Source organism: Nakamurella lactea DSM 19367, assembly GCF_000426645.1.
In the GTDB taxonomy this organism is placed as follows: Bacteria; Actinomycetota; Actinomycetes; order Mycobacteriales; family Nakamurellaceae; genus Nakamurella; species Nakamurella lactea.
Genome location: NZ_AUFT01000006.1, coordinates 1 through 16,880, shown reverse-complemented (window position 1 = coordinate 16,880; position 16,880 = coordinate 1). Strand labels below are relative to the sequence as shown.

Sequence of the window (16,880 nt, the reverse complement as noted above, 5' to 3'; positions counted from 1 at the left end):
CTGATCAGTAGAATCGGCGCGTGCCAGCGGACCCGTCTAAGCGCCTTCATCCGCAGGTATACGACGCACTAGCTGAGGCCCTCACCACATTCGAGTGGTACAAATCGCCCTACTCTCGGATGCTGTCCTCTCTGTTCGCCGCCGACAGCAGCGTGCTGGCTGGGATCGATCTTGCAAATCGAACCAAGCGCGAGGCCGCAAGCGAGGTCGTCAGCCGCCTCCAGCGAGACGAGCCGCGCCTCCAGAGCCTCACCCTGGGCGTGCTGATGACCTTGGCCGACTGGAACCCTGCATTTAGGAACCTGGCCCGACTTGAAGACGGTAAGGAGAAAGTACGAGCCGCCCAGGCTGCACTCGCCGAGGTCAAGCGGGTGATCGGCCAGCACAAGACGTTGGTCGAGGACGCTGCTGCTCGGAAATCCGCTGACGCTGCGGCCAGAGCTGCGGCGGCTCAGAGTTGGGCCCGCACCCAAGACCTCGAAACGTTGAAGGCCGACTTTTATCGCCTCAGCGAGATGACTGACCCCCAGCTTCGTGGGCTGGCCCTGGAGCCATTCTTGAATCGGCTCTTTGCGCTGTTCGACCTCGACCCCCGCGCGTCCTTCGCGCTCAAGGGAGAGCAGATTGACGGAGCGTTCACCTTCGACACCGATGACTACTTGCTCGAAGCACGATGGCTGAGCGAGAAAGTAGATCCCAAACAGGTCCGAGACTTCGCGGGCAAAGTTGCCGAGAAGATGCATCGAACTGGCGGGCTGATGATTGGCATCAACGGATTCAGTGCCGAAGCCGTCAACCTGCTCCGGCGTAACGGGTCTCGGGTGTTGCTCGCTGACGGCGCTGACCTTGTCGCAGTCCTCGAGGGTGCGCTGGGCCTGGATGAGCTGCTCCTTCGTAAACGTCGACACGCCGCGGAGACCGGCGACCCCTATCTCAGCGCTCGCGAGATGGACTAGGTCTCGGTTGACGATCTCCTTACGGCGTGGCGGAGTGACCAGCCGGCGCGGCGGGGTCGCGGGGTCTTGTTCGACGACGGCAGAATGGCGGCATGAAGGCGCCGATGATCCGAGTTGCGGAGCTGGCGGCGGAGCGGCCGGCAGGTTGGAGTAGTGACGAGCACTTCCCTGCATCGCTGGCAGGCTTCGTGGTCGAAACGTACAGCAACCCAGGGGATCGGGTGCTCGACCCGTTCGCTGGCTCAGGTACAACTTTGGCAGTCGCGCACCAACTCGGCCGGCAGGCGGTCGGAGTGGAGCTGCTGGCCGACCGGGTGGCCATAGCCCGGGACAGAGTCGATCCGTCGTGCGTCATCCAGGGCAACGCACTCGACCTCGACCGGCTGCGTCTGGGCACGTTCGAGTTGTGCCTGACCTCGCCGCCATACATGAATGCCGTCGACCACCCACAGAATCCGCTGACCGGGTATCGAACGTTGGACGGCGACTACCAGCGCTACGTCAATCAGATGGGCCAGGTGTTCGCGTCCATCGCCGGCCACCTCACGACCACCGGAACCTTGGTCCTCAGTGTCGCCAATATCCGGACCGGAGAGACCGTGACGCCTCTCGCCGACGATCTTGTCGCCGCGGCCATGGGCTCCTTCACCGTGCGGGACACGGTCCCGCTCACCTGGGATCAACCACCGGGATGGCTCATCGACGACCGCCTCGTGGTGCTCGGCCGTGCCAGATAGGGCCGAATGCCGCGCACTTGGGAAGGAAAGCTCGTCGCAATTGTCTATCGATGAGTCCGATATAAGGGCTTGCCACACCTTCGATGTTCGACCCTGCAGACGCTGCCGGACAAGTCGTAGTCAAATCGTCGGCGCCTGTTGGTACAGCGCTGGACGTCGTCGCCATGCGACAGCCCTTCCGATCCCGCGGATCGTCGTCATGGCTCAAGTTCGCCGCGCATCCTCGCTTGCGCCAGGTCGAAATCGGTCGCGAGTCGCAGCGCCCACGCGGGCACCAGGTGATTCTGCTCGATGTACTGCCCGTACGCCAGCTTGACCCGGTACCGGCAGGCGCCGAACCAGCCTGTCTCGGCCAGCACCCAGGCGTCGAGTTCGGCGACCGCGGTGTAGTGGAGCGATGCGATGAGGAGGACGTTCGGCCGCCGGAAATGCGGCTGGCGACCGTACAGGGCGCCGAGATCGATCAGCACGGTCTGCGGCGGTTCAACGGCACGAACCGGCGAGCGCGTCGTGGGGGTGCCCGCCTGCCGCTGCGGGGTGGTCGACACAAGTCGATCATACGTTCGATACAAGTCCTCGAACGACCAACTGCCCGAGCCCGGCGTGCCCGGCGATATGACTTAACCGGCCCGGCCGGAGCCCACCCATGGGGTAGCAGATTCCCGGCATCCAGCCGGGGTCACCGATGGGAAGCAGGTACGAGAGATGCCAGCAGAGACGACCGTCAAGCACCAGTGCGGCCACAGCGAACAGCGTGATCTGTCGACGAAGAAGCCGTTCGAGCGGGCCGGCTTCGCGGCCTGGCTGGCGAAGCAGCCGTGCCGGGACTGCGATCCGAAACAGATCAGGAAGAAGCAGGAGTGGGTCGCCGCCAAGCGCGCCGAGGAGTCCCGCGAGGCCCGCGCCGCTGAGAAGAAGTTCGGCCTCGAGCCGCTCGATGGCCCGGAGAAGATCCAGGATTGGGCGATGCGCATCCGGGTCGACCTCATCACCAAGGCGTTCGAGGCCCTCGACCTGGACGAGGCGGACTTCGACGAGCAGGTCGCCTCGCCCGCCGGACAGGTCAACGCCGCAGGTTGGTGGCTCGACCACCGCGACATCGACCCGTCTGTGCTGTCCGATGAACTCACAGCCGCGCTCACCGACGACGCAGCGACCACTTCGACCGGCACCCAGAACCCGTACTGAAAGGCAGGTGACTGACCATGACCAGACCCAGCGAACCCGCCGACGGTGACGTCGCGGCAGAGGTCCGTTCGATCATCGCCACTACCGACCTCGACCAGCTCGATAGCGCGCTGCGCGAGTGGTCGCAGGGCCGCAACAGCGCGGACGTCGCGTTCGCGTTCGGACAGGTCCTCGCCGAGCTCGAGCCTCTCGAGGATGCCTACGTCAGCCTGACCGATCCGGACAACGAGTTCGGCTCACCAGCCTTCGACGGGCTGGCCTCGACCGCGTGGCGGCACCTGGCGCCCGGCGACTATCAGGTGGACACGAGCATCGACGGGCAGCGCGCGATCCTGCGCGTCGCCGACAGGGCCTCCACCGTCATCAGCCCGCCCGTCACCGCCGAGGCAGTCGCGCAGGGCGCCCGATTTCCCAACCCAGCCAGCACCATCACGAACGGAGAAACGACCATGACCACCCCCGAGACCACCCTGCTGGACGGTCGCGGCCGTCCGGTGCTGCCCACCCCTCCGTGGGGCAATGTCGCCGAACAGGCGACCATCCTGTCGACGCAGATCAGCGACCTGGAGGCGGAGGACGGCAACCCGGCCCGCATCCAACGCGCCACCGTGCAGCTCGCGGCCCTGCTGGACGGGCAACGCGGATCGGAGGCCGACGCCCTGCGCGATCTGCACGACCTCCAGAACCCGGCCGAGCCTGACCAGCCGGCTGAGGCCGCCGAGAATGAGCCACCGGCCGACCGGACCGAGCCGGCCACAACGCCACCGGCCGACACGCCGTCCCAGCAACGATCGCCGGCGCCGGTGGCACCGCCCGGCATGCGGGTCACCATCAACGGCAACCTGGCGGCCGAACCGACCTACGGCGTCGCCGACTCCGGCCGCTCGTGGGCGCGGCTGCGGGTAGCCAGCAACGAACGAGTCCGCGACACGGACGGGCAATGGACCGACGCTCCGCCGGTGTACACCGAGGTGGTGATCTTCGGCAGCCGCGCCGAAACGGCCGTCAACTCCATGCAGATCGGTGATCCGGTCATCGTCAAGGGCCGCCCCGAGGTCGAAACCTTCGCCCGCCGGGACGGCAGCATGGGCGCGGCGCTGAAGGTATTCGCCTCCAGCGTCACCCCACGGCCGACACCCGGAACCGCCACCGCCGCGCCTGTGCAACGAACCGTCGAACGCGCGACGCCTTCCGCGGCGGCGACGCTGCATCACACTCCGACGCAGACCATCGCGGTCGGGGTGGGCCGCGACGACAAGGCGCTGCAGGGCGTGCTGAAGGACAACGGGTTCAAGTGGTCGGCCAAGCACACCGCCTGGTACCTGCCCGCCAGCATGGGCGCGGCCGACCGGGACACCCGCGTCGCACAGGTGAACCGCGGCGTCTATGACGCCGGTCTGACGCTCAACGTCAGTGACGCGCCAGCAGCCAGTGATGCCCGGCCCGTCGGGTCCGCGCCGGAGACAGGGCGCGGCGGGTTCGCCCGCGACGGAGCCGAACCGGCCGATCGCGGCGTGTCCATTGACCGCTGACCGTTAACTCGCATCGGCCCGGCCCACCCCATGGGGTGCGCCGGGTCGGCCTGTTTCCGGGGACAGGGTGATTCCGCCGGAATCACCTCGAGCCGAGGTTTGCCGGGCCGGTGTCACACCCAGGTGAGGTACTGAACCCAGGCCGAGCAGGAAGGAGCACGGCAATGCGGCACCGCAGATGTCACTGGCCGTCCACCGCCCGCGGGGCCGCGGACCCCGTCGGAGGACGCAGCGCATGTCAGCACGGCGACGTGATCGGACCGATGATGGTGGGCAGCAGCTCAGCTTCGATGATCTGTGGGGAGCCGCGGAATCGCAGCCGCAGCGCCTCGCACCGGCCCGCTCAGGAGATTCCGACGATGAACCAGTACGGCCAGCTGGCGAAGACCTATTGGCGGCAGCACAAGCCGGCAGCGTTCGCAGAGATCCCGGATCCCGAGGACTTCTTTTCGACCTTGGGCGAGACGGTCGCCTCTCAGGTGGATCAGCTGACGGACCATCTGGCGGGACCGGATCGCGCCGGCGAGGGGTATCTGGGGAAGGTCGGCCGGCTGCGGATGGCGAAGCTGCAGGCCGAGGAAGCGGTCCTGGCGGACCTGGTCTACTCGTCACCCCCGGAGGAGACGGACCAGGAGGACGACGAGGAACCGGATCCGGTCTGGCAGCTGAAGCAGCAGTGGGCCCGGCGGGACCGGCTGGAGCGGGAACAGGAGGAACGGGACCGGAACGCGGAGCTGGATCGGGACTGGCGGGAGCGGACCGGCCAGCAACAGCCGTAGCTCGCCCAGTCTTCCGGCCGGCGCGTGATCGGCAGCTCGTCCCGTCCGGGGACCGCGCCCGGATCGACGCGAACCTGCGGGCGCTGCGGCTTTCCCGTGAGCTCGCCGACGGCGATCGGCCGGCCACGGCGGACGAGCAGCCGGTGCTGGCGGCTTGGTCGTCGTGGGGGGCGATCCCGGGCATCTTCGACGACACCCGCGCCGAGTGGTCGACGCAGCGCGCCCAGCTCCGTGATCTGCTCACCGGCGCCGAGTGGGACGCGGCCCGGCGCACCACCATCAATGCGCACTACACCGACCCCGGCATCGTCGACGCCATTTGGCAGGCCGTCACATCCCTCGGCCTCACCGCAGGCGAGGTCCTGGAACCCGGGTCGGGTTCCGGCACCTTCATCGGTCTGGCCCCGGCGTCGAACTCCGAAGACGCCGCGGCAACCGGGTTCCGGATGACCGGTGTCGAACTCGACCCGGTCACCGCACGCATCGCGCAGCAGCTGTACCCGCACGCCACCATTCGCACTGAATCCTTCGCCAATACCCGTTACCCATCAGCGGCTTTCGACGCCGCGGTCGGGAACGTGCCCTTCGCGGACGTGGTACTGCACGATCGACAGCACAACCCGAACCAACACAGCATGCACAACCACTTCATTCTCAAGTCTCTGGACTTCGTCCGCCCCGGCGGCCTGGTCGCGGTCATCACCTCCGCCTCCACCTTGGATGCGACCAACCCGACAGCCCGTCGCGAGATGTACGCCAAGGCAGACCTTCTCGGCGCCGTCCGGCTACCCACCGGCGCCCATCGGCGCACCGCCGGCACGGACGCGCTCACCGACGTGCTGGTGCTGCGCCGCCGCGAAGACGACCGGGAACCCGGCGATGACTCGTGGCTCACCACCCACCCGCTGCGCATCGACGGCGTGCTGCAGGACCGGCGCATCTCCGGGTACTTCACCGAACACCCCCAGCGAGTGCTCGGCGAACCCGGGATCCGCCACGGCATGCACGGCGCGGACACGCTCACCGTCACCAGCCCGGACCCGACCACGGTCGCGGCACAATTGCGGACCGCGCTCGCAGGCATCGTCCACGAGGCCCAGGTCGCCGACCTGACCGTCAGCGCCCGGCCCGATGGGCCCGCACCCACCGCGACCGCCGCGGTCACTCCCCCCGACGGCACCTGGATCGGCATGGTCACCGGGCATCCCGAGACCGGCTTCCAGATTATGGACGTCTACGGTCCGGCGCCGCTGACCGTGCCCAAGACCCAGCAGCGCGAGCTCCGCGAACTGCTCGAGCTGCGCGACTTGGCCCGCGAACTGCTGCAGCTTGAGGCCGCCGACAGCGACGACACCCCGGAGCTGGACGGCCTGCGCGGCCGGCTCGGCCAATCCCACGCCCGCTACGTCGACCGGCACGGCCCGATTAACCGGTTCCGCCTGGTTCGCAGCGGCCGCACCGACCCCGACACCGGCGAAGACCTGATGAACCGCCGCCGCCCGGACGTCATGCGATTCCTGCGCACCGATCCATTCGCCTCCCTTATCCGTGCCCTGGAGATCTTCGACGAGGAAACCCAGCGGGCCATCCCGGCACCACTGCTCACCGAACGCGTCGTGCTCCCCCGGACACCGGTCCTGGGCGCGGACACGCCCGAGGACGCAATCGCGATTGCTCTGGAAACCGACGGGCGCCTCGACCTCGACCGGATCGCCGCTCTCCTGGGCGTCGACCAAGAGGATGCCCGCGATCGGCTCGGCGAGCTGGTCTTCGATGACCCGCAGGACGGCCGCCTGGTGCCCCGCGCCGAATACTTGTCTGGCAACGTGCGGGTGAAACTCGACGCCGCGCAGACCGCCGTTGACGACGGTCATGGCCAATTCACGGTGAACGCCGCCGCCTTGCGCGACGTGCAACCCACGCCACTGACTCCGGCCGAGATCAGTCCGCGGATCGGCGCGGTGTGGATCAGCGCCGACGACTACCAGCAGTTCCTGCGGGACGTGCTGGGCGACCGCTCCGCCCGAGTGCAGTCCGGCGGCGAGGGCACCTCCATCTGGGAGGTCCGCGCCAATCGACACAGCCTCGCCGCGACCAGCCAGTGGGGCACCGAGCGGCGCCCCGCCGGCGAACTGATGGCGGCCCTGCTCGAACAGCGGCCCATCACCGTCGAGGACACCAACCACGACGACGGGTCCACCACACTCAACCCCACCGAAACCGAGGCCGCCCGGGACAAGGCCGCCGCGCTACAAGAACGGTTCGCCGACTGGGTGTGGGAGGAACCGGAACGTGCCGTGCGGCTCGCCGACGAATACAACCGCCGATTCAACTCCCTGGTCCTGCGGGACTACAGCGAGGACGGCCAGCGGCTCACCCTGCCCGGCCTGGCCGCCTCGTTCACCCCCGGCCCGCACCAGCGGGCCGCCGTCGCCCGGATGCTCGCCGAACCCGCCGTCGGACTCTTCCACCAGGTCGGCGCCGGCAAGACCGCCGAAATGGTCATGGGCATGATGGAACTGCGCCGGCTCGGGATGGCCAGCAAACCGGTGGCCGTCGTCCCTGGGCACATGCTGGAACAGTTCTCCCGCGAATGGCTGCAGCTCTACCCGCAGGCCCGCGTCCTGGCGGCCGGCAAGGACGACGTCACCAAGGACCGCCGACGTGACCTGATCGCCCGCATCGCCACCGGCGACTGGGACGGCATCGTCATCACCCACAAGTCGTTCCAACGCATCGCCGTCTCGCCTGAGTTCGAGGCCGAATACACCCGCGCCGAGCTGGACGGGCTCCGATCCGCGCTGGATCGCGCGAAGGAGTCCGGCGCCGACCTGACCATCAAGCGCATCGAGAAGCTCGTGTTGAAGTCCGAGCAGTCGCTGACCGGCCTGCTCGATGTGGCCCGCGACCCGGGGGTCAGCTTCGAAGACACCGGCATCGACTACGTCGTGGTCGACGAGGCGCACCTGCACAAGAATCTCAAGACCGTCAGCAAGATCCCCGATGCCGGCCTGGACGGCAGCCAGATGGCCACCGACCTGCACATGAAGATCGAGCTGCTGCGCCGCAGCCACGGCGAACGCGTCGCCACCCTGGCCACCGCCACCCCGATCGCCAACTCCATCTCCGAGGCGCACGTCATGATGCGCTACCTGCGGCCCGACCTGCTCGAAGCTGCCGGGGTCGCCGACTTCGACGTGTGGGCAGCGACTTTCGCCGAGACGACCGCCGGGCTGGAACTGAAGCCCAGCGGCGCCGGCTACCGACAGAAGACTCGCTTCGCCCGCTTCCAGAATGTCCCTGAGCTGCTGCGGATCTGGGCCACCTTCGCCGACGTGAAGACCGCCGAAGACCTCAACCTCCCCACCCCGCTACTGCGGGCACGACCTGACGGTAAGCGGCTCCCCGAGACCGTCGCGGTGCCCGGCTCACCCGAACTGGCGGAGTTCATCGCAGAGCTGGACCACCGCGCCGACCGGCTCACCGGCCGTGCAGAGAAGGGCGGTGACAACCACCTCAAGATCATCGGTGAGGGCCGGCACGCGGCGCTGGACATGCGCCTCGTCGGCGGCGACGAGCCGACCGAAACGACCAAGGTCAGCGCGGCCGCCGACCGGATCGCGACGATCTGGCGGGAGACTCGCGACAACGAATACCTCGACGACACCGGCAGCACCAGCCCGACCCGCGGAGCGCTGCAGCTGGTGTTCTGCGACCTGTCCGCACCGAAGGCCGACAAGTTCAACATCTACGACGAACTGGCCAGCCTCCTTGTCGGACGCGGCATGCCCCAGCGCTCGATCCGGTTCATCCACGACGCCAACGACGATGCCCAGAAGGCACGCCTGTTCGCAGCATGCAGGGCCGGCGACGTCGCTGTGCTGCTCGGCTCGACCCAGAAGATGGGCGTCGGTACCAACGTGCAGAACCGTGCCATCGCTCTGCACCACCTCGACGCGCCCTGGCGACCCGCGGATATTGAGCAACGCGATGGTCGGATCTTGCGGCGCGGCAACCAGAACCCCGAAATCGAGATCTACCGGTGGGCCACCGAAGGCTCCTTCGACACCTACATGTGGCAGACCCTGGAACGGAAACAGCAGTTCATCACCCAGGTACTTCGCGGCCGGCTCGACGTCCGCGAGATCGACGACATCGGCGACGCCATGCTCTCGATGGCCGAGACCAAGGCCATCACCTCAGGCGACCCGCTGCTCCTCGACAAGAGCACCGCCGACGCCGCGCTGGCCAAGCTGCAGCGCCTGGACCGGGCACACCACAACAACCTGTCCACCCTGTCCTACCGCGCCGAGTCCGCCGCCCGCAGCATCATCCAGGCCGACCACGACGAACCCCTCCTCGTCGCCGCCGCCGAGCGGCTCACCCCCACCACCGGAGACGCCTTCCGCATCACCATCGGCCGCGGCACCTACACCGACCGCGGCGAAGCGGCCCAGGCACTCCGCGACGCGCTCATGTCCGGCGTCAGCCGAACCTGGCTCGCTCGTGACACCGCGGTCGAGGCCGAACTGGCCGGGCAGCACTTCACCTTCACTCAACTGCCGTCCAGCTCGAGCCGGCCGGACTTCCGCGTCGACATCGCACACGCTCCCCGCACCTCATTCACGGTCACCACCGACAGCGTCGCTGAGGGCGTTGGCGCCATACGGACCATGGAGAACCGCGCCGCTGCCATCCCCGCAGTCCTCGACAAACTTCGGGAAGGCCGCGCCGAAGCGGCCGCCACCGAACAAGCTGCCCGTCAGGCGATGTCCGAGCCGTTCAAGCACGCCGACGAGCTCGAAGCGGCCCGCACCGAGGTCGCCCGCATCAACGCACTCATGACTGAACGAGCCACACACCGGGCGCCGGAGCCCTCCGTGGACACTGACGGGTCAGCTTCCGTCGCCTGGCCGGCACTGCCAATCGAACATCAGCCGGAAAGCCCAGCACCACAACGTATGCCGGCCAAGGCCGAGGGCCACGGAAACGACTCGGGCACCGAAGAAGCGGGCCTGTACCACATCGTCGCTGAACCCGCGCCTACTCCCGCCCCGCGCACTCCAGCACCGGTGGAGCAGCCACCTGGCGCCGACACCCATCACCCAGCCGGAACAATGAACCCACCCGCCACCGCGGACGTTACGGGTTCCGCAGCCACCGGACCTGTCATCAAGCACGGCCCATCCGGTACCACCGTCGTCGGCACCGCCAAGACGGACACCATCCTCCGACAGGCGCTGAAAGATTGCGGATTCAAGTGGTCCAGTAACCACGGAATGTGGTATCTCCCAAGGCGAATGAACGAGCACAATCGCGGTATTCGAATCCGGCGCGTCGCCGACGTCTTAGATCATGAAGGTCGCGGCATGCCCCCGGTCGTCGGCACTTCTGACCAGCACGAACAGTCCGCTGGCTCGACAGGACTGGCGATGCCCTTCCCTGACAGCGACCGGACCGGTGGCCGCGACCTATGAAGCGTGGATCCGCCCGGCAACTCCGCCTGTAAGGTGACGAACCTAGACGCGTTGGTCACGATCGAGCATCAGGCGTAACGGTGAGGCGCCCGGTAGCGATAACGTTCACGAGCACATGCGGGTGTGTCGACTGACGACTGGCGGGGGCAAGCAACAACCATGATCGACAAGTTCGAAGACCCGGCAACTCACTGGACAGAGGTCGTAGACCCGCCTGCCCCCTGGTACCGGAGGTACTGGGGTGTGCTACTACTTGCCGTTGTCCTCGCAACGATCGCGGTCACCGTCATCGTCCGTATGGGCAACGAGAGCGACCGAACCCGCGACAGCAGTATTGAAGCGTGCTACGACGCCGTCGAGTTAGCACGCATTCGGGTTGGCGTGAGCGTGTCGGACCCCGAATTTCGTGCGATCTATGAACGCCAGCGGGCCGAGTGTCGCACGAACGCAGGACGCTGACCGGCCGTCAACCCCAACTGAGCCGCAAGGAACCCCGAATCCGGCTGTGCCTTGACGTCTCCGCCTGCATGCCCAAGGCCAGTGGCGACGTGGTTGTCCAAACGTGACCGTACAAGACGGATCTCACGAATCGGTTGAGACTCTGGAGCGTCGGCGGCTCGGCCTGAACTTGACCTTGTCGCGGGCGGTGGCAGCAAGGTCAAACCTCGGACCGCTGAGACCGTGGCCCTTCGATCAATCCGTCCACAATGCGCTGTGCGACACCCGGAGTCGCTGCTATCGTCATCGCCGAACCTGACAAAGGACCGCCTATCCGAGGTGCGTATCCGGCAGGACGCCGAAGGGTGGAGGTGAGTACCCGGTGATGAACTCGTTGCGTCCCACCGAGTACCAGACCGATGCAGCAATGCTCCCAACCCTCGCAGCGGTCGTGCTGCTGCCGAACTTGATTACCGGCCTGACGCTGCCCCTGCGACTCAGTTTTCAATCGCACGGGCTGAGGACGAATCACTCGAAGCTGCTATCGCTACTCTGATTGGGACCTGGACCTCCAGGTTCAAGCAGAAGCCGCCCCCGGGTGCCAGTCCCCGGCAGGGCGGCTTTTCGCATCTGCAGATCGCCCGCGACGACGGGGCGCGCCGGCTCCGAGGGGTCCGACCGCCTCTTGCCGAGCACTGCCGACGCTGCGCCCCGACGTCAACCTTCACGGTCGCGCCTTGTTGCGCGCCCGAAGCCGGAACGTCGCCTTCCCGACCCAGATACTCGTCGAACCAGCCGACGAGCTCGCTTGATAGCGCCGGCTCACAACACACGACACCACACCGACTATCGGAGAAGACCCATGGAAGAACAGGAATTTCGCGAACAGATCGCCACCCAGATCACCCGCATCGCGGACGCGCAGATCAAGATCCGAGAATTCGCTCGGCAGGGATCCATGCCCGGCGTTGCCCGCCAGTCCGAGTTCATCGTCCGCGCGTTGTACTGGGCAGCAGAGGTAGTCAGAGACCCTGCAGCGGTTGACGTCGCGGTCGAGTTGCCCGGCCGCGGTTGGCTCTGGCCATGACCGCAACCCCGCCGACCATGAGCGTCGCGTCGCCGCCGGACGCTGCTGCCCGTTCCAGCCAGCGTTCGTGTTGGACGAGCGCGCTAGCAGGTCTCCAACCGGGTCGCCGCTGGCCCTGAACGGCGATCTGGAAGGGAAGTGACAAAGTGCTAGGCGATGCCGGGCAACACTGCTACGGTCATCGACGGAACCAGACCTGGGACCAAGTCATCAAAGACCATGAAGCACGACATCGAGATGCCGGAGGTGAGTACGCGGTGATTAACACGTTGTGTCACACCAAGTTCCAGGCCGACTTCGCGATGATTCCTGCCTTCGCGACGTCGGCCGCCACCTCAAGCATCGGCATCGGCATCGACCTGGACCGTTCCCCCGAGATGCCGAGGACCAGCCACACCCGCCTACAGTCGACGAACCTCCACCACCGGCGGCCGATGATCTGAACGACCTGACCACCAGGATCAGACCAGAGGCCGCCCCGGGAGCAAGTCCCGCTGGGCGGCCTCTCGCATGTGCCGAACACCAGCTCAGACGAGCGGCCGTCCACAACACCGCCGTAGCAGGTTCGAGACCTGCCGCCATACCGAACGACGGCACACAACATCCGGTCCACCAGACCGGAGAGCCGCCGTTGGACCGTCCCAGTGCGCCTGGGTCGGGAACACCTTGAGAACTGGATAGAGGATCAGAATCCCGCCAGCCCGAAGCCGGCGGATGAGGCACGACCCACGCCAACCGGGCACAGACACCCCGGGGGTCGCGTCGAGCCATACAGTCCGAACGGTCCGTCGCGATCACCCTCACCGGGAGCGCGACGGATCGGTCGGCCCGCAGGAAGCACCACCCGGCCGCAACACAATCGTTGCGGTCACATGGGTCTCGTGATCACGACGTATCGGCCTGGCTGTAAACCAGGTGCTTCGGCACACGGGGTTCGACTCCCTGGAGGCCCACCGACAGCAACCTTATTACATGCCGCCGTAGCTCAGTTGGCAGAGCACCCGCCTGAAAAACGGGGCGCCCTGGTTCAATCCCAGGCGGTGGCACCGGGACCGGAGGCACACGCTGCCGATGGCGCCCCACTGCGGCGTAGCTCAGCGGCAGAGCAACGGGCTCATAACCCGTCACGCCCTGGTTCGAGTCCAGGCGTCGCTACTCAACATCCAACGCAGGGTGGTCACCGTGGCCCAGCGTTCTCCGCGCCGACAGCACGGACACTCCAGTCGGCCGCTGCACCGGCTGGTCGATGCGCCGGATGCCGTCTTGTCGGCCGCACTGTCTCTGTGGCGCAACGGATAGCGCACCTGATTACGAATCAGGGGGTTGGGGGTTCAATTCCTCCGGGGACACACTTCCGGAGACACGCGCCGGCCCAGGTCCGAGAAGGCCGGCGGACACTCCGCAGTGCCAGTCGGGTCGCGCGGCACGGCCTGCCGGTGCCGATAGAACCCGGTACACCGGTTGTCCCCTCATCCCGTCGGACGGGGTTTCAGAGTCCAGCCGAACGGTTCCGTCGGTGACAACAGCACGCATCTCAGCGTCGTGCTCCGGGTGTCGACGCCGCACCTGCCTCGGTAGCTCAGGTGGCCAGAGCGCCCGCCTCGTAAGTGGGATGCCGCCGGTTCGACTCCGGCTCGGGGCTCGATTGACCAAGGTTCAAGCTCCTGTGGCGCAACGGATAGCGCGACCGGTTTCTACCCGGTTGGTTGGAGGTTCGAATCCTCCCGGGAGCGCGCACGGCACCATCCAGCACCACAACCGTGCCCACTGGCGCAATAGGCAGCGCATCCCGCTCTGGACGGGAAGGTTCGAGGTTCGCCCCCTCGGTGGGCAGCGCGGCAGCACCACAGGCGCCACTAGCTCAGACGGTCAGAGCAGCGGATTCTTAATCCGTGTTGTCCGGGGTTCGAATCCCTGGTGACGCACCACCCGGAGGTAGCCGGCATCTGGCGGGCGAACGCTCCGAGCGACCCACGTGGTCCTGGCTCTTGCGACAGTCGGCGCCACCCCGGGGGTTTCGCCCCGCTAGCTCAGCCGGTAGAGCAGCATCCTTTTAAGTTGCGTGTCGAGGGTTCGAGCCCCTCGCGGGGCACTCGGTCCGCTTCGCCCGTTCCGGTGGCGAGTTTCGGTGGCCGCATCTGGCCGAAACCCGTTTTCCCACAGCGATTGTGAGGCTCCAACTGCCGTCCGGCGGGGGTGTGCCTCCCGACGTCGGATCCGACCTTGCCCCGTAGCTCAGTTGGCAGAGCGTCCACTTGTTAAGCGGTGTGTCGCTGGTTCGAACCCAGCCGGGACAGCGCACTGCAACATCAGTAGCTCGCCCTCGTAGCCCAATGGCAGGAGGCGCCAGCCTAAGGAGCTGGACAGTGTGGGTTCAAATCCCACCGAGGGCACGCAACACCACTGCGTGGTCGCTCTGCTCTGCCGGCATGGGCGATCTAACTTCACTCAGAACCTTCGCGGGTTCGACTCCCGCCCAGGTCACCAGCGGTTCCAGTCCCCGGCACAGGGGTACGGCCGCTTCGCCCAGGTAGCTCAGTGGTGAGAGCACTTCTCTGATGAGGAAGGGGTCCGAGGTTCAAATCCTCGCCCGGGCACTGTGTCCGACCGCAACGTCGTGCGCGGCCTGATTGTGGATCAGGTGCTAGCGGGTGCAAGTCCCGCCGGACACCCCAACACTTTGGTGCGCACCCAGGTGCGGGCGCAGTCGGCTCAGGTGAGCGGCTCCGCCACGCCGACCGCCACTGCGAACACGGAAGCGGACGATTGATCACAATCGCCCGCCGCCGAACACCGTAGAACGTGTTCTGCCGTATTGGAGAATGAACCGGACGGGCGTGCCGGGTTCCGTTGCTAGCGGAAGCGGCCGCCGATGCGGCTGGGCTTCGAGTGCTCCATTCTCCGCCTCTCCCCGGATCGCGTACGCGAACCGGCACCACAACAACACGATGGACAGCGCACACCACTGGCGCGAACTAGGTCTGTCACGAGTCGGCTCCGGCTGGCTGGTGGCCGCAACGCTGCTCGGCGAACAAGGAGCAGCACCAATGCCCCGGTGACGGAATTGGCAGACGTGCGCGGTTCAGGACCGCGTGTCTTCGGGCGTGAGGGTTCAAATCCCTCCTGGGGCACAACGCATCGCGTCACCTGCGATGCCGACCTGTGCGGCACCGACGGTGCCGCACCGGGTGCCGTGGCGGTACCTCGCCAGGCCCGGCGACCGGCCGTTACTTCGTTCGCCCGGTGCGGCCTCAACGTTGCACCGTTTCGGCATCGTCGAGAGCCTCGAACGTGGCCTGGACGCCTCCTGGCCGTTTTGACCGCGCAGCAACCCGATGGCCGTGGTGGTGCGCGGCGCCCATCGGCCACGGACCGTGCCGGATCGTCAACCTGAATGGCGAGCAGGTCAACGCCCGTCACCGGTCCCTGGCGCTGCCGCTCCGCGGGGCCGTTGTCCTTGTAGCTCAATGGAAGAGCGCCGCCGTCCGAAGGCGGAGGCTGAGGGTTCGAGTCCCTCCAAGGACACCAGCACGACCTCAACCGGCCGGGCCAATGGCCGGCCCCGCCGATCAGGAAGGAAGTGCCGCGATCATGAACGAAGTTCTGCTCATCAACTCCTCGTACCAGGTGCTTTCCCGGATCGAATGGCAGCGCGCGGTCAGCCTGGTCGTCACCGGCGAGGCCGAGACCTTCGAGGCGCACCCGACGAAGGTGATCCACTCGCAGCACCTGTCGATCCCGCTGCCGAAGATCATCCGGATGCTGGCCTACGTGCACATCGGCTTCCGGCCGGCGCTGGACAGGCAGCCGACCTTCGCACAGATCAAACTGCGGGACAGCCGGACCTGCGGCTACTGCGGCAGGCACGGCGACACGATCGACCACATCATTCCGCAGTCCAAGGGCGGACCGAACACCTGGGAGAACCTGATCACGTCCTGCCGACCCTGCAACAACCGCAAGGCCGACCGCACGCCAGTGCAGGCAGGGATGAAGCTGCTGTGGCTGCCCCGCCCAGTTCTCCCGGACACCGCCGATCAGGAATACATCTGGTCCGTGTTGGCCAACTCGGCAGCGTGACTGCGGCGGGACGCTCTCCGGAGAGTCCCGCCGCAGCCCATTGGGGTGTCGTCCAACGGCAGGACGACGGGCTTTGGTCCCGTCAATCAAGGTTCGAGTCCTTGCACCCCAGCAGGTTGCGATCGGCTTTGATGCGCTGTTGCGCCAGGCGCTGAAGGGCTACGGTTTCAAGTGGTCTAGCAACCACGGATTGTGGCATCTCCCGAAGCGAATGAGCCAGCAGAGCCGCAGCCGCCGTGTCGCCAGTGTCCTCGAATACGAAGGCCGTCAGATGCCCCCGGGGTTTGCCCAGGGTCTGGTTGACCGGTTCGTCAGGCCGCGGGTGCGGCTCTGTTGATTGTCTCAAACTCGATCGGGGTCAGCTTCCCGAGGCGGCGTTGCCGGCGTTTGCGGTGGTAGGTCCGCTCGATCCAGGTCACGATCGCCAGGCGCAGCTCCTGGCGGGTGCGCCACCGCTGGCGGTCCAGGACGTTGCGCTGCAGTAGCGCGAAGAAGCTCTCCATGGCCGAGTTGTCGGCACATGCCCCCACCCTGCCCATCGAGCCGAGCAGGCCGTTGTTGGCCAGGGTCCGGACGTATTTCTTGGATCGGAACTGCGATCCGCGG

At 66.8% G+C, this 16,880-nt stretch carries 12 protein-coding genes and 13 tRNA genes; 23 read left to right on the top strand and 2 right to left on the bottom strand.

Translation table 11 applies throughout. The annotated features are described in order from the left end of the window. Positions 1-119: 119 nt before the first annotated feature. Together K340_RS33895 and K340_RS27760 are read left to right on the top strand one after the other, a co-directional pair. The gene (locus K340_RS33895; protein ID WP_051265226.1) at positions 120-956 is read left to right on the top strand and encodes a restriction endonuclease; all 837 of its coding nucleotides are present in this window, start codon (positions 120-122) and stop codon (positions 954-956) included. Between the two features lie 92 nt (positions 957-1,048). Then, positions 1,049-1,693 (top strand): DNA methyltransferase, encoded by a 645-nt coding sequence (locus K340_RS27760; RefSeq protein WP_051265224.1) that lies wholly within the window; start codon positions 1,049-1,051, stop codon positions 1,691-1,693. Between the two features lie 197 nt (positions 1,694-1,890). Here the strand turns inward: K340_RS27760 and K340_RS27755 are convergent, their stop codons facing one another. Next, entirely contained in the window at positions 1,891-2,241 is a 351-nt protein-coding gene (locus K340_RS27755) for a hypothetical protein (protein ID WP_037363046.1), read from the bottom strand. A 157-nt stretch (positions 2,242-2,398) separates the two neighbouring features. Here K340_RS27755 and K340_RS27750 point away from each other — a divergent pair, with 157 nt between their 5' ends. The 21 genes from K340_RS27750 (at position 2,399) to K340_RS0105620 (ending at position 16,386) form a co-directional block, all read left to right on the top strand. After that, positions 2,399-2,881, top strand: coding sequence for a hypothetical protein (locus K340_RS27750; protein ID WP_051265222.1), 483 nt, complete (start codon positions 2,399-2,401; stop codon positions 2,879-2,881). 17 nt (positions 2,882-2,898) lie between these two features. Continuing rightward, positions 2,899-4,413 (top strand): single-stranded DNA-binding protein, encoded by a 1,515-nt coding sequence (locus K340_RS0105720; RefSeq protein ID WP_029136008.1) that lies wholly within the window; start codon positions 2,899-2,901, stop codon positions 4,411-4,413. A 359-nt stretch (positions 4,414-4,772) separates the two neighbouring features. Beyond that, positions 4,773-5,192, top strand: a complete 420-nt coding sequence (locus K340_RS27745; protein ID WP_154674100.1) for a TnpV protein — start codon at positions 4,773-4,775, stop codon at positions 5,190-5,192. Positions 5,193-5,335: 143 nt separating this feature from the next. Then, positions 5,336-10,669 (top strand): hypothetical protein, encoded by a 5,334-nt coding sequence (locus K340_RS27740; protein ID WP_051265218.1) that lies wholly within the window; start codon positions 5,336-5,338, stop codon positions 10,667-10,669. A gap of 159 nt (positions 10,670-10,828) precedes the next feature. Continuing rightward, complete coding sequence (locus K340_RS0105710; RefSeq protein ID WP_029136007.1) at positions 10,829-11,128, top strand: hypothetical protein; 300 nt, start codon at positions 10,829-10,831, stop codon at positions 11,126-11,128. 841 nt (positions 11,129-11,969) lie between these two features. After that, positions 11,970-12,194: a hypothetical protein gene (locus K340_RS0105700; protein WP_029136006.1), complete on the top strand. Its 225-nt coding sequence runs from the start codon at positions 11,970-11,972 to the stop codon at positions 12,192-12,194. 146 nt (positions 12,195-12,340) lie between these two features. Beyond that, positions 12,341-12,637, top strand: a complete 297-nt coding sequence (locus K340_RS36545; protein ID WP_154674099.1) for a hypothetical protein — start codon at positions 12,341-12,343, stop codon at positions 12,635-12,637. Positions 12,638-13,168: 531 nt separating this feature from the next. Then, positions 13,169-13,240 (top strand) — tRNA-Phe (locus tag K340_RS0105690). 37 nt (positions 13,241-13,277) lie between these two features. After that, positions 13,278-13,349: transfer RNA gene (locus tag K340_RS0105685), tRNA-Met, on the top strand. 122 nt (positions 13,350-13,471) lie between these two features. Beyond that, positions 13,472-13,543, top strand: a tRNA-Arg gene (locus tag K340_RS0105680). Between the two features lie 219 nt (positions 13,544-13,762). Continuing rightward, a tRNA-Thr gene (locus tag K340_RS0105675) sits at positions 13,763-13,836 on the top strand. 18 nt (positions 13,837-13,854) lie between these two features. Beyond that, positions 13,855-13,927, top strand: a tRNA-Arg gene (locus K340_RS0105670). Positions 13,928-14,044: 117 nt separating this feature from the next. Continuing rightward, positions 14,045-14,122 (top strand) — tRNA-Lys (locus K340_RS0105660). A gap of 91 nt (positions 14,123-14,213) precedes the next feature. Then, a tRNA-Lys gene (locus tag K340_RS0105655) sits at positions 14,214-14,286 on the top strand. Positions 14,287-14,418: 132 nt separating this feature from the next. Further along, positions 14,419-14,491 (top strand) — tRNA-Asn (locus K340_RS0105650). A 22-nt stretch (positions 14,492-14,513) separates the two neighbouring features. Then, positions 14,514-14,587, top strand: a tRNA-Leu gene (locus tag K340_RS0105645). 131 nt (positions 14,588-14,718) lie between these two features. Then, positions 14,719-14,791: transfer RNA gene (locus tag K340_RS0105640), tRNA-Ile, on the top strand. Between the two features lie 452 nt (positions 14,792-15,243). Then, positions 15,244-15,325, top strand: a tRNA-Leu gene (locus K340_RS0105635). 322 nt (positions 15,326-15,647) lie between these two features. After that, a tRNA-Arg gene (locus tag K340_RS0105630) sits at positions 15,648-15,722 on the top strand. Between the two features lie 63 nt (positions 15,723-15,785). After that, positions 15,786-16,274 (top strand): HNH endonuclease, encoded by a 489-nt coding sequence (locus K340_RS27735; RefSeq protein WP_161632058.1) that lies wholly within the window; start codon positions 15,786-15,788, stop codon positions 16,272-16,274. 41 nt (positions 16,275-16,315) lie between these two features. Next, a tRNA-Gln gene (locus tag K340_RS0105620) sits at positions 16,316-16,386 on the top strand. Between the two features lie 199 nt (positions 16,387-16,585). Here K340_RS0105620 and K340_RS0105615 read toward each other — a convergent pair. Further along, the coding region (locus K340_RS0105615) for an IS3 family transposase (protein ID WP_029136005.1) at positions 16,586-16,880 on the bottom strand (295 nt) is incomplete at its 5' end.